This window comes from Psychrosphaera sp. HA2-10 (assembly GCF_055693745.1).
Map to the genome: position 1 here is coordinate 177,160 of NZ_CM146341.1, position 11,896 is coordinate 189,055.

14 protein-coding genes are annotated in these 11,896 nt (G+C 39.8%); 5 read left to right on the plus strand and 9 right to left on the minus strand.

Features of this window, described 5'->3' with window-relative positions:
• Positions 1 to 22 precede the first annotated feature (22 nt).
• Positions 23 to 490, minus strand: a complete 468-nt coding sequence (gene ybaK, locus ACZ1GV_RS00850; RefSeq protein WP_472674828.1) for a Cys-tRNA(Pro) deacylase — start codon at positions 488 to 490, stop codon at positions 23 to 25.
• Positions 491 to 546: 56 nt separating this feature from the next.
• A complete protein-coding gene (locus tag ACZ1GV_RS00855; RefSeq protein ID WP_472674829.1) occupies positions 547 to 1,128 on the minus strand; it encodes a DUF2238 domain-containing protein in 582 nt (193 codons plus the stop codon).
• Between the two features lie 153 nt (positions 1,129 to 1,281).
• Between ACZ1GV_RS00855 and ACZ1GV_RS00860 the strand changes: the two genes are divergently transcribed.
• A complete protein-coding gene (locus ACZ1GV_RS00860; RefSeq protein WP_472674830.1) occupies positions 1,282 to 1,674 on the plus strand; it encodes a YkgJ family cysteine cluster protein in 393 nt (130 codons plus the stop codon).
• 5 nt (positions 1,675 to 1,679) lie between these two features.
• Here the strand turns inward: ACZ1GV_RS00860 and ACZ1GV_RS00865 are convergent, their stop codons facing one another.
• A complete protein-coding gene (locus ACZ1GV_RS00865; protein ID WP_472674831.1) occupies positions 1,680 to 2,282 on the minus strand; it encodes a flavin reductase family protein in 603 nt (200 codons plus the stop codon).
• Positions 2,283 to 2,411: 129 nt separating this feature from the next.
• Here ACZ1GV_RS00865 and ACZ1GV_RS00870 point away from each other — a divergent pair, with 129 nt between their 5' ends.
• Entirely contained in the window at positions 2,412 to 2,882 is a 471-nt protein-coding gene (locus ACZ1GV_RS00870) for a YcxB family protein (RefSeq protein ID WP_472674832.1), read from the plus strand.
• Here ACZ1GV_RS00870 and ACZ1GV_RS00875 read toward each other — a convergent pair whose 3' ends face one another.
• Genes ACZ1GV_RS00875 through ACZ1GV_RS00885 form a run of 3 tightly spaced genes read right to left on the minus strand, consistent with a single transcriptional unit; the run spans position 2,883 to position 4,764 of the window.
• The gene (locus ACZ1GV_RS00875; protein WP_472674833.1) at positions 2,883 to 3,320 is read right to left on the minus strand and encodes a hypothetical protein; all 438 of its coding nucleotides are present in this window, start codon (positions 3,318 to 3,320) and stop codon (positions 2,883 to 2,885) included. It abuts the gene before it with no gap.
• Between the two features lie 14 nt (positions 3,321 to 3,334).
• The gene (locus ACZ1GV_RS00880) at positions 3,335 to 4,360 is read right to left on the minus strand and encodes a PA2778 family cysteine peptidase (protein WP_472674834.1); all 1,026 of its coding nucleotides are present in this window, start codon (positions 4,358 to 4,360) and stop codon (positions 3,335 to 3,337) included.
• A gap of 32 nt (positions 4,361 to 4,392) precedes the next feature.
• A complete protein-coding gene (locus ACZ1GV_RS00885; RefSeq protein ID WP_472674835.1) occupies positions 4,393 to 4,764 on the minus strand; it encodes a PA2779 family protein in 372 nt (123 codons plus the stop codon).
• A gap of 307 nt (positions 4,765 to 5,071) precedes the next feature.
• Here ACZ1GV_RS00885 and ACZ1GV_RS00890 point away from each other — a divergent pair, with 307 nt between their 5' ends.
• Both ACZ1GV_RS00890 and ACZ1GV_RS00895 read left to right on the plus strand, forming a co-directional pair.
• Positions 5,072 to 8,398 (plus strand): MHYT domain-containing protein, encoded by a 3,327-nt coding sequence (locus ACZ1GV_RS00890; protein WP_472674836.1) that lies wholly within the window; start codon positions 5,072 to 5,074, stop codon positions 8,396 to 8,398.
• Complete coding sequence (locus ACZ1GV_RS00895; protein ID WP_472674837.1) at positions 8,399 to 9,385, plus strand: response regulator; 987 nt, start codon at positions 8,399 to 8,401, stop codon at positions 9,383 to 9,385.
• A 5-nt stretch (positions 9,386 to 9,390) separates the two neighbouring features.
• Here the strand turns inward: ACZ1GV_RS00895 and ACZ1GV_RS00900 are convergent, their stop codons facing one another.
• The gene (locus ACZ1GV_RS00900) at positions 9,391 to 9,990 is read right to left on the minus strand and encodes a class I SAM-dependent DNA methyltransferase (RefSeq protein ID WP_472674838.1); all 600 of its coding nucleotides are present in this window, start codon (positions 9,988 to 9,990) and stop codon (positions 9,391 to 9,393) included.
• Positions 9,987 to 10,544, minus strand: a complete 558-nt coding sequence (locus tag ACZ1GV_RS00905) for a DUF6942 family protein (RefSeq protein WP_472674839.1) — start codon at positions 10,542 to 10,544, stop codon at positions 9,987 to 9,989. Before ACZ1GV_RS00905 ends, ACZ1GV_RS00900 begins: the two co-directional genes overlap by 4 nt.
• Before the next feature lie 190 nt (positions 10,545 to 10,734).
• On the opposite strand from ACZ1GV_RS00905, the gene ACZ1GV_RS00910 reads away from it, so the two are divergent.
• Positions 10,735 to 11,277: a YaeQ family protein gene (locus tag ACZ1GV_RS00910; RefSeq protein ID WP_472674840.1), complete on the plus strand. Its 543-nt coding sequence runs from the start codon at positions 10,735 to 10,737 to the stop codon at positions 11,275 to 11,277.
• A gap of 19 nt (positions 11,278 to 11,296) precedes the next feature.
• Here the strand turns inward: ACZ1GV_RS00910 and ACZ1GV_RS00915 are convergent, their stop codons facing one another.
• Positions 11,297 to 11,821 carry a cytochrome b gene (locus tag ACZ1GV_RS00915; protein WP_472674841.1) on the minus strand — a complete coding sequence of 175 codons (525 nt, stop codon included), beginning with the start codon at positions 11,819 to 11,821 and terminating at the stop codon, positions 11,297 to 11,299.
• Positions 11,822 to 11,896: the final 75 nt, after the last annotated feature.

Below are 11,896 nucleotides of genomic sequence, written 5' to 3' on the forward strand. Positions count from 1 at the left end.
ATTTACGAAAGAATACCTTTGATTAGTCGACTAATTCTGTAAATGTTGCGTCACATAATTTAGCAAGATCAGATGGCGATAGCTCAAGTTCGAGTCCACGTCTGCCACCACTAATAAAAATATGTGATTGATTTAACGCCGAGGTGTCGATGAAGGTGCGTAATCGTTTTTTTTGCCCGAGTGGCGAAATTCCACCAAGCACATACCCAGAACTTCTTTGTGCATCTATTGCATCGGCCATCGTCGCTTTTTTTGCACTAGCTGCTCTGGCGACTAATTTCATATTTAGTTTTGAGTCTGAGGGGACAATTGCAACAATTAACTCCGACGTATGAAGTTTAACGATTAATGTTTTAAATACGAAGCTCGGATCGACGTTAAGTTTTTCTGCAGCCTCTAAAGCATAAGATAGTGACGTTGAGTCATGGTGATACTCATGCACTTCGTGCTTTACTTTAGTTTGCAGTAAGCTATTGATTGCCGGAGTCATATGAACACCCTGTTTTAATTCTCAGCGACACTATCCATTTTGACCCTGTCCTTGAGCTATAACTTTGATAGCTGGTGGTTATGATATTTAGACAGGGTTACTAATGCGGTACAAGCACCGATTAACGCTAACCACATATCGGATTGTGTATCCCACTCATAACCCTGAGTACCCAAAAAGGCTTCCGCGCCTTCGCCCGTCATGACGGCAACCCACCACTCTATTAATTCATAAAACGCGCTGAACGCGAGGCATATTGAAATTATAATAAAGGCGAGCCAAACCTGACCATTAATAATGTGTTTTCTAATTAAGACTTCTCTGGCAATTATAGCTGGTACAAAACCTTGAAAAAAATGGCCAACTTTATCGTAGTTATTTCGCTCGGCGCCCCACAGCCCGTCAAATAATGGCACCTCGGCGTAGGTATAGTGACCACCAACCATTAAGACAATGCAATGCAAAAGAATGAGCGTATATAGAAGAGAAGTTAACTTAAATGAGTGGTATGTTGCAGCGACTAACACCACACCTAATACCGCTGGGGCGACTTCAAGCATCCAAGTAAAATGATCTTTAGGGTTAATGCCGGACCAAACCAAAACGCTAGTAAAAATTATCAGCCAAAGATATTTCAAACTTAGATACTCCATTTTTATCAACTGGTTATACTTTAACTATGATTAGGTATTTAACCAACTCTTTTATATTCGCTGATGGTATTACTTCCACAATGAACCGGTGCAATTAGTGCTACACTCGGTTTACGAAGAAAACGGACGATTATCTTAATGAAGAACTGCAATCAATGTGGCAAATGCTGTATCAAATATGGTGGCGGCGACTTAGCGGTAACAAAAGAAGAAATAGAACTTTGGGAAATATTCAATCCTGAAATATACCAATACGTAAAAGATGGTCAAATTTGGTTTAATCCCAACACAGGCGAGCAATACACAACTTGCCCGTTTTTAGAAACCGCACCACAAACTGACCCAACGGCAAAAAACATCTATACCTGTAGTATTTATCTGAATCGACCTGAAGACTGCCGGCATTATCCTAGCCTATTATCCGAAATGATCAGGGACGAATGTGAAATGATAGAGGTGACTGACTTAGAGAATCCTGAAAAAGCCAAGGCTAAGCTTGAACTATTGATGAAAGACAGTCACCACGGTTGATCACATTATGGACGTTTCAATTCAACTAATTGTTTTGTTAGGGTAAAAAAGTCGGCGCCCATTTTTCCAACTGAGTCTAATTTATCCTGGTTTATCATGCCATTTTCAATCATGTCGTCTTGTACGTAAATATTTGTGACGTCTAACAAAATAATTGAGCCACCTGTCGGCTCATCGCTTATAGTGATCACTTCTTTTAAGCGACACTCATATCGAACTGGTGCAAGCTTCACCGACTTTACACTCACGCTTTGACTATCACAGCTTTCTACATCAGCAAATGCAAACTCACTCTGTTCGCTTTGTAACGCAGCGCTAGTTTGGTTCATTTGACACATTAAATCGCTAGAAACAATATTCACAACGCATTCCCGAGTTTCTAACAGGTTTTGAAGTGTATCTTTGTTTGTGCCATTTCGAGGAGGGACTTGCGTATACAAAAGCACAGGAGGATTGCAACTCGCAACCGTAAAGAAGGAGTATGGGGCTAAGTTATCAACATTACTTTTTGAACGAGTACTGATCCAAGCAATTGGTCGGGGGGTAACACCGCCAGTTAACAGCCTATACTTGTCGGTATTTTCCAACTTAGTCACATCAAAGAACATGCGTTTTCCATAATAAATAGTGATATGAAGAGTTCATTATACCCAAGATGTTCACCTCTGGTTTACTTAAACTAGGCTTTAATAATAGTTAAAGGTAAACTACACAAAAAATCACAGCAGAGATTAATTTTGAGTTTTACTTTCGAGACAACTTTTAAGTTAGATAAAGCGTTCTACCATGAGTGCTTTGAACAATCAGCGAACAAACCTACAGGCTTTAACGCTTATAAAAAAGCACTGGCGATTTTAATACTCGGCTGTATTGCTTTGCTGCTCGGTCAACTTTGGCATGTCGCAATATTTATTATTGTTTTGTCGGTGATCGAAGCAATGAGTGTTTATTGGCAGCAAACTTGGTGGGTTTGGCGTCAGATGCTGTCAAAAGAATCTAATTCGGACGTGACGTTGAAAATAGACGAGGTCGGTGTATCAACACAGACCTTGTATCACGAGGTTACCATTGAGTGGGATGACATAAAGTCGATAACACGAACGGAAAAGGGTGTTATTTTAACCTACACCAAAGGCCGATATTACCTAAGCTTTGCTCACTTATCTGAAGCGGCCAAAGCATTTATAGAGGCAAAAGTTTCAAGTTAACTAACTGTTTGAAAGTGCTGACTTTCTAGCTAGCACTTTCAGCTCGTCATCAAGATCATCGTCGAAAGAAAATGAATAGACTCTCCAGCCGTCGTTTACCTTAAAAAACTGAAACTCAAATCGTAGTGGTTGTCGATCATAAGTCACTATGTAAGTCACCTGCACCATCAAATTACCCACTTTATAATCAGAAATTTTATTGATGAAATTTATTTCACCTAACATGCCCTTAGCAGCAGTTAATTGGTTTTTGACATTTTGGACTTGATCTGGAATTGACGACACGTACTTATTTGTTGAATAAATAGAATCAACAGCTTGGCTGATTTTCTCAGCTTTATAAAGATTAAAAAACTTGTCTATTTCTTCTTGGTATTCATTTGAAAAAGCCGAGAAAGACAGCAATAAAGATAGCAGTGTAATTATTTTTAATTTCATATTTATATTCCTTTTTATAATGAACATTCTTCAATACGCTTAGCGTTTGGAATCATAGAGCGTATCGTGTTTAACGTGTTTTTATAGTTTTCGTTATTCGGCTCTGCATCAATGGCTTGTTGAATTAACTGTTTAGCCGTATTTTTACAACCTAATTTCCCCAAAGTATACGCGTAGTTGTTTAAAAGAGGGGCGTTGTTTGGTGCCAACTTGAAGGCTTTTTTGTACCATTCTCTCGCTCTATTAGGCTCACTTTCAATATAATGATTAGCGAGTAACAGTGCAGGAAGGTAGGACTCTTTCCAATGATTATATGCTGTTGTTAATGCAACAATTCCATCCGCGCCTTTATTAACAGCGATAAGATCTTGTGCTGCTTGTAGATATGAAATTTCGTTTAACCCAGTCGGCGCCCGACTCACTGGCATTGGAACGATCGCCCACTGTTTGGCGCGTTTCCAAGTTCGCTCAAACAGCGACATATCCACCTTACGGTTTGCCGTTAAGCCAGTGTGCATTATTAACGACTGAGATGCTTTTTCATAACCAATAACAACCGCATAGTGCCATCTTGGATACCAAGACAATCCATTATTCTGCAGGATAATGACAGGCACATCCTTTTCAACAATACTAATCAGTTCTGTCAGGTTCAATTGATCTTGATAAGCAATGTAACCAAGTTGTCGAATGCTTGACGCCATTTCAACTTGTAAGCTGCCATTTCTTCCTGGAATAAATAACGACGGGGCGATGTCATTAGGCTTTATCGACTCGCCATAAAAGTTTAATACTTCGGCAATGGTGGTTGGCCCGCAAAAAAACTCTTGTTGGGGATAAAAAGGAACATTTTCTATCAAGTGTTCGGTGTTTGTTGAGGTAGTTAAAAAGCGCTCCGTTTGAGGGGCGATACATCCAGATAACGACAGCGTAATAACCGCTAGAGTTAGAAAGTTTATGCTACGTTTTATAAAAACCAAGATTTTGCTCTGCTTGTTATCTTTAAAGTAACGCCCTGACAAGTCAGGGCGATTTAACAATATTACGATTTACTAAATAAGAAGGTGATCTTCTAGATAGGGTTGATAAAATCGAATACGTCAGTAACGCCTAAAATGTCGAGCACAAATAAAACGACAAACACGGTAACCACAGTACCAACAATACCACCTGCAGGCATATCATCCATTTCTGCATTAACACTTGCTAATTCAGACGGTGTCATGGCATTGATGCGGTCTTTAGCAACTTGAGGGTTTACGCCAAGTTCAATCAGTTTCTGCTGAACTTCTGCAGAGTCAACCATGGATAAAATTTCAGACTTTTGGTATTGAGAACTAGCACTTTGTAAAATTTTGTCAGATGAGATCACGCCAGCGTATGCAGATGCACTTGACGCTATAGTTAAAAGAGCAATACAGAAATAACTAATCATTTTTTTCATAAATTCTCCAAGTAATTTTACCGTTATGGTCAGTTAACACTAATATACGAAATGGAAATACTCAATAAATGTTTGTTTTTATATGGTTTAAGTTTTATCTACTGGTTTGGAAATGGCCCTAAACACGACTCTAATCCGCCGAATAAACACGAATATACGCTGAACCTACTTAATTTTCCTATTATCTTAACTAAAAGTTGAATAGAATCTTGAAATATAAATATTTTCTTATGATCGTTATAAGATATTAAAAATTATAGCAATTTACCAACTGGCTGCGCTATCCAAACGGAATTTTAAAAACACTATGCTTACATGGCTAACTACGCTTTTTTCCATACCCGCAGATAATATGTTGATGTTTGGCACCTACAGTAATTGGATGGTCGTTCTTTCAGTTTTAATTGCCATTTTTGCGTCATACATGGGACTTCAAGTTTCAGTAGAAGCGGCTCGAGCGACATCTATTAAACGCAAACAAACAATGTTGCTAATAGGCAGTATCGCCTTAGGTGGTGGCATTTGGAGTATGCACTTTATAGGGATGTTGGCATTTAATTTGTGTACCGATGTGGAATATGGCTGGCAATTAACTTTATTGTCTTTGCTACCGGGAATAGCTGCATCTTGGGTCGCCCTGAATCATATATACAGTAATAAACATGGGCCAATATCGTTACTCGTTGGCGGTGTACTCGTTGGTGCTGGGATAGGAACAATGCATTACACTGGCATGGCTGCCATGGAAATGGCTTCACAGCTTAGATATGACTTTAGCACATTTGCCTTATCTATTGTTGTGGCGGTGTCGTTGGCCGTTTTATCCTTGTGGGTTCGCTTCGGTTTGAGCAAGATTTGGCATAAAAAGGGTAATGAATGGCAAGCTAATTTAGTAGCAAGTGTGGTTATGGGACTTGCTATATCGGGGATGCATTATACCGGAATGGCCGCCGCTCGTTTTGTAAAACCACCGGGTTTTGAAGAAAGTTTACAGCCTCCAGAAACATCTATTTATCTCGCATTGGCCGTATCAGGAATCACGATTCTCATTATATGTTTGGTTATGGGCATCAATATCATCTACAAATATCGTGATATTTCACAACGCGCGCTAGAAAATGAACGACGTTTAAAGGCTACAATGGATACCGCTGTTGACGGCATTATTACCATTGATAGTAGCGGTAGTGTTACTAGCATTAATACCGCAACGGAACGTCTACTAGGATGGTCAGAATCAGAGCTTATAGGTAACAATGTTAAAATGTTAGTGCCGGAGCCTTTTAGTTCGGGTCACGATGGTTATTTACAACGTTATTTGGAAACAGGTGAAGCACGCATCATAGGTCAAGGGCGAGAGGTCCAGGCAAGACATAAAAATGGTGAGATGGTTGATATTCGACTAGGTATTGGCCATGTGAAATTAGCCGATAGTGATTTTTTTGTCGCCTTTGTATCAGATATACGCCAACGCTTAAAAATGGAAAATGCCCTTCGTGAAAATGAAGAAAAGTTTCGGTCGCTCATTTCTAATATTCCTGGGATAGCGTATCGATGCTTAGACGATAGCAAGTGGAGTATGCTTTTCATAAGTGACGCAGTTGAAGCGATTACCGGCTACGCGGCTAGCGATTTTATCTTACCGAACCCAAAGATCAATTATTCAGATCTTATTCATCCAGAAGACTTAGACCGAGTCAACGAACTCGGCACCGATAAAAGTTCTTTTAGCATTGAATACCGAATCATCAGAAAGGATGGAGCCACAAGGTGGGTGTTGGAGCACGGTGCTTACATCACAGAAAAGCAATCAGGCGAAGTTTGGTTAGACGGTTTTATAATGGACATTACCGAACGCTACCAGATGGTTCAAGAGTTACGTAGTGCTAAAGATAAAGCTGAGCAAGCAGCATCCGCTAGGGCCACTTTCTTAGCAAACATGAGTCACGAAATTAGAACCCCAATGAACGCGATTATAGGGTTTAGTGACATTCTGCTCGATAGTGATATGGGAAGTGAGCAACAGCGTCATTTAAAAACCATCAATAATTCCGCTAAGTCATTATTGTTTTTGTTAAATGAAGTTTTAGACAGTGCAAAGCTTGATAAAGGAAAACTAGATTTAGAGATCAGAACCTTTTCTCTGGTTGAAGAGGTCGATGCGGTTATTTCAACGCTCTGGTTGCAAGCCAGAAATAAAAAGTTAGCGTTAATTACAGAAGTGTCACCAGAATTGGAATCGTTATATTCAGGTTCCCCTGAGCGAATTCGACAAGTGCTAACTAACATTGTTAATAACGCGATTAAGTTTACTCAAACTGGTGAAGTTAAATTAATCGTATCACCGGTTGGCGGAAATCATATCGAGTTTGTCGTAAAAGATACTGGTATAGGCATGAATCCAGAACAACTCAACCGCGTTTTTGAGCCGTTCACCCAAGCCGATGCGTCTATGAGTCGAAGGTTTGGTGGTACAGGCTTGGGCACGACTATTAGTAAACAGTTGGTGGAGCTAATGGGCGGTAAAATCACCGCTAAGAGTGAGTTGAATAAGGGTAGTGAATTTCGCTTTGTAATACCTTTAGCAACAGCTAGTGAAATTAAAGTAGAAAAACAGCAACAAGTTGTTTTACCACCGCAAACTATTTTGGTGGTTGACGATATACAGCAAAACATAGATTTGTTATCAGTGCTCCTTACGCGAAATGGTCACAAAGTACTTACCGCTCGTGACGGTCAACAGGCGTTAATAAGAATGGAGTCAGAAGCTGACATTGATCTTGTGTTAATGGATGTTCAGATGCCAGTAATGGACGGTTTAACGGCCTCGGTGGAACGTCGTAAAATAGAACAGCAACGCAATATCAAACATATTCCAATTATCGCTCTTACTGCTAGCGTTTTAGAAGATGACAGATTAGCCGCAGAGGCAGCTGGCATGGAAGGTTTTGCGAATAAGCCAATTGACTTTGTGTTACTAAATCAAGAAATGGCGAGAGTACTAAAGATCGATACCGCTAATATTCAACCTAAAAAACTAAATACCCAAAGTTGTGCACTAATTGATGAGAAAAAAGGTATTTCTCTATGGGGAAGTAAAGCTGAGTATTACCAACAGCTAACGCATTTTATTAAAGAACAACGTATTGAATTTGTTGATTTGCAAAAAGGTGTCGACTCTAAAAACTGGAACATGTTAGGTGTGTCGGCACACAAATTAAAAGGCATTTGTGGCAATTTATCTTTGACAAGTTTAATGCGAAATTTTGAAAAGCTAGAAGTTTGCTTGAATAAAGCTCCTGAAGAAAGTGGTCATGTGGTGGATTCGATAGTGAGTTTATTCCATCAAATAGAGATTAAAGTGGCAGAGACGATTGAAGAAAAAAAGGTAGAGGGCCACAAGGAAATTGATGTCTCTTCTTTAATGAAGTTACTAGAGCAACTGGCGGCCTCAGTAACAGAAAATGAAATAGATGAGGCGCTTCTGCAGGCACTTACAGAGTTTAAAAATAGTGAATACCGCGAAGGTTTAACCGCAATTATCGATGCTGTAAATGAATTTGAATTTGAGCAAGCTCAACAATATATTAATTTACTGTTAAGCGAATTAAATAGTCTACAAAAGGAATTGTAAATGTCGAAAGTTGAACAATCTACTTTACTTATCGTTGATGATGAACCTGCAAACTTAAGAGTAATGAAGCAAATTTTACAGGATGAACACCGTTTGGTTTTTGCTAAAAATGGCGCTGAGGCATTGCGTTTGGCTGAGCAAAAAAAGCCTGATTTAATTTTGCTCGATATTATGATGCCAGACATGACAGGTTTTGAGGTTTGCCAAACCTTAAAGGAAAATTCGGACACAAAACAGATCCCCGTTATTTTTGTTACTGCGCTTGATGATGAAACCGATGAAGCCTTAGGCTTTGAATTAGGAGCCGTTGATTACATCAGCAAACCCGTTTCTCCACCAAGAGTGAAGGCAAGGGTCAAAAATCATCTGTCACTAGTACAAGCTGATGTGCTACGTGAAACAAGATTACAGGTCATTCAACGTCTTGGTCGTGCTTCAGAATATAAAGACAACGAGACAGGCATGCATGTAATGCGCATGAGCCACTACACTAAGGTGTTAGCACTGGCCTATGGTTTAGGTGAGTCAATGGCAGAAAACCTTTTAAATGCGGCTCCCATGCATGACATTGGAAAGATAGGCATCCCAGACAGTATTATGCTTAAGCCCGGAAAGCTGACAGAGGAAGAGTTTGAAGTTATGAAAACTCACCCTCAAATAGGAGCGGAAATTTTGGGTGGAGATGATTCAGAATTAATCATGCTGGCCAAGTCGGTCGCACTAACACACCATGAAAAGTGGGACGGCACAGGCTATCCAAATGCTTTAAAAGGCGAAGACATACCAATTGAGGGACGCATTACAGCACTAGCAGATGTATTTGATGCGCTAACTAGTAAGCGCCCGTATAAAGACGCGTGGAGTATAGATAAAACGATGGAATACATGCGCGAACAAAGTGGACGTCAGTTTGAGCCAAAACTAATAGAACTATTAGAACAATCACTAACTGAAATTCTAGAAATAAAAGCGCAGTTTATTGATTAGTAAAATTAGCACTTCTCAACAATCATATACGTATGGAGCTCTGGATATTGAGCGAGCTCTAAATGCTTTATGCGGCAGCCAAGCTCTATAAAAAGGCTTAAAAAACCGTTTGTGCCTAGCGACGAATAATAAACTTCAGGCCCCATATAGTCGTCTGTATGAGAGTCAGCTTCGTTGGTTCCTCCAAAAGAAAAAATAAAAACACCACCGGCATTTAAGCTGTTAACTATTTTAGTTAATACTTGTTTCTGTTCGTTAAGCGGTATATGCCAAATGCTATCCCAAGCGGTAATGAAGTCATACTTTTTAGTCAATGAATATTGGCATATATCAGCGTGAATGAAACTTACTTTTGGATGCTTTACCCTTGCCAACTTGAGCATCTCTTCAGAAATATCAAGTCCAGTAGGGCGATAACCTTGGTCTAACAAAAGTTGAATAAAACGGCCTGTGCGGCCACAACCTATATCCAATGCCTCGCCTTGGTTTTTTGAGAAACTCAGAGCTTTGTTATGCGCATCCATGCCATTGCTCATATTAAAAACCTTATCATCCCAAAGGTGGGTGATAGTATCGTAAGCTTTGCCTATATCTGCAGGTTTCATGATGGGGCCTTTTTCGACTGTAGCTCAGAGATTAAATCTACTAAACGAATGATTTTTATGTTGGATAACTGTCGGTAATCAAAATAAGGGCACACAATAATTTGATGTTCATGATTAATAGCAAATTCATTGTCTAACCATGTTAAGTCATGAGGTAACTTTAGTGAATTAGCGTAAGTTCGGCCCATAATGATATGCACAGCTGGTGGTGTGGGGGACGTTGGAGCCGTAAAACTGGGCGGTGTAAACATCAGGCTTGTGCCACTATGTAGCTGCAATAACTTGTGATCGCGATAGTCCTGCCAACACTTATAATCATTAGTGCCTAAGTGCTCAGAGGCGCAGGCAAAAACAAGTTTTGCGTAAACATTAAAGACTTTTCGCCAACCATTGCCACAAGCTTGTCCACAGGCATAAATTTCACCTTTTGAAACAGGATGAACCTTGCTGTCATCGCTGGTTTTAAAATCAAAGGCTGGTCGGTTGCCAATATAAACATTAAATTGGGCGTCATTATCGCCAAGTCCAATCACTGTGGTTGTTGCTTTAGTCATATTAGTCACTGTTGCTCATATAGTCTCTTGCATAGCCTCTCATATGGCTCTTCGTAATGTTCTTCGTACTGTTCTTCACACTGTTCTCATAACGCATATTTAATGCTTTTACACCCAGTCACGCGTATGATGGTCGCGCTTTGTTAAAGCACAAGTTAATTCGTTCTGTCACTTCTGGAGTTTACCTAATATGGCCTTAAAGCCAACCATCTATAAATTCAAAATTGCATTGTCAGACTTTAATAATGATCACTACGACAGCATTCAGCTAACGGTAGCACAGCACCCTTCAGAAACAATTGAACGAATGATGGCACGAGTAATGGCGTTCTGTATTCAAAGTGCTAACGACCAAGAAAAGCTAATGACCTTCACAAAAGGGTTGAGTTCGGTAGATGAGCCTGACATTTGGTTAAAGGGCCTGGATGATCAGTTACACCTTTGGTTAGATGTTGGTGAGCCAAGTTTTGAGCGAATGAAAAAAGCGTCACGACTGGCGAAACAAACCGTGATTTACACGTTTAATTCCAAATCAGAAGTTTGGTGGAAACAATCACAACCTCAGGTATCTACCATTGCTGTTGAAGTTTATCAGTTTGATTGGGAAGAAGTTAAAGCATTAGCGTCACACGCGAGTCGTACAATGGATATTTCTTTAACGATTACCGGCCAATCTATTTATGCAGCCATTGGCGATGAGCAAGTAGAGTTAAACTGGGTTCAACTTCAATAGACGAACCCAGAATCAGCGTCTATTTACCTAACATACGACTAATCGTACCGTCTTTATCCATAAACTGGTGCTTAAGTGCGCCAGCAATATGAAGCAGCAAAGTAGCAATAATCACATAGGCGGCAATGCCATGAATATTAGAGCCCAATCCTCCTAACCACTCAATTTTTTCACCAGCACTAATCAACTCCAGGTCAAACAGCATAATCGCTCGGCCACCACCTATGCTCATCATGAGTCCAGAAATTGGCATTAGCAATGTGCCAAGTAATAAAAGATGGTGTACGGCTTTTGCTAATATCGCTTGAGCAGGCGGTAATGAAGAAATGCTTGATATAGCACCTTCTTTTAAGCGCCAACTAAGCCTTATTGCAGCTACAACTAAAACAATCAGTCCCAAAGATTTATGTATACCTAGTAACTCAAATTTTTCTGGTGATCTAGATAAACTTTCTACATATAAACCAAGGGACAGCACACCAATAAAAAGGAGTCCCGTGATCCAATGAAGAGCGATTGTTGGTTTTGATAATTTATTATTCATCTTGTAAATACCAAATGATTTTTGTGGTTATGATTGTAGCGAATAAATAACGAGCTCAACAGCCCACAAGATGTA

What these genes read in the sequence shown, in the direction of transcription:
- ACZ1GV_RS00910 (WP_472674840.1), top strand. Translation starts at nt 10,735, where the DNA reads ATGGCCTTAAAGCCAACCATCTATAAATTCAAAATTGCATTGTCAGAC.
- ACZ1GV_RS00875 (WP_472674833.1), bottom strand. Translation starts at nt 3,320, where the DNA reads ATGAAATTAAAAATAATTACACTGCTATCTTTATTGCTGTCTTTCTCG.
- ACZ1GV_RS00900 (WP_472674838.1), bottom strand. Translation starts at nt 9,990, where the DNA reads ATGAAACCTGCAGATATAGGCAAAGCTTACGATACTATCACCCACCTT.
- ybaK (WP_472674828.1), bottom strand. Translation starts at nt 490, where the DNA reads ATGACTCCGGCAATCAATAGCTTACTGCAAACTAAAGTAAAGCACGAA.
- ACZ1GV_RS00860 (WP_472674830.1), top strand. Translation starts at nt 1,282, where the DNA reads ATGAAGAACTGCAATCAATGTGGCAAATGCTGTATCAAATATGGTGGC.
- ACZ1GV_RS00885 (WP_472674835.1), bottom strand. Translation starts at nt 4,764, where the DNA reads ATGAAAAAAATGATTAGTTATTTCTGTATTGCTCTTTTAACTATAGCG.
- ACZ1GV_RS00915 (WP_472674841.1), bottom strand. Translation starts at nt 11,821, where the DNA reads ATGAATAATAAATTATCAAAACCAACAATCGCTCTTCATTGGATCACG.
- ACZ1GV_RS00890 (WP_472674836.1), top strand. Translation starts at nt 5,072, where the DNA reads ATGCTTACATGGCTAACTACGCTTTTTTCCATACCCGCAGATAATATG.
- ACZ1GV_RS00905 (WP_472674839.1), bottom strand. Translation starts at nt 10,544, where the DNA reads ATGACTAAAGCAACAACCACAGTGATTGGACTTGGCGATAATGACGCC.
- ACZ1GV_RS00865 (WP_472674831.1), bottom strand. Translation starts at nt 2,282, where the DNA reads ATGTTCTTTGATGTGACTAAGTTGGAAAATACCGACAAGTATAGGCTG.
- ACZ1GV_RS00895 (WP_472674837.1), top strand. Translation starts at nt 8,399, where the DNA reads ATGTCGAAAGTTGAACAATCTACTTTACTTATCGTTGATGATGAACCT.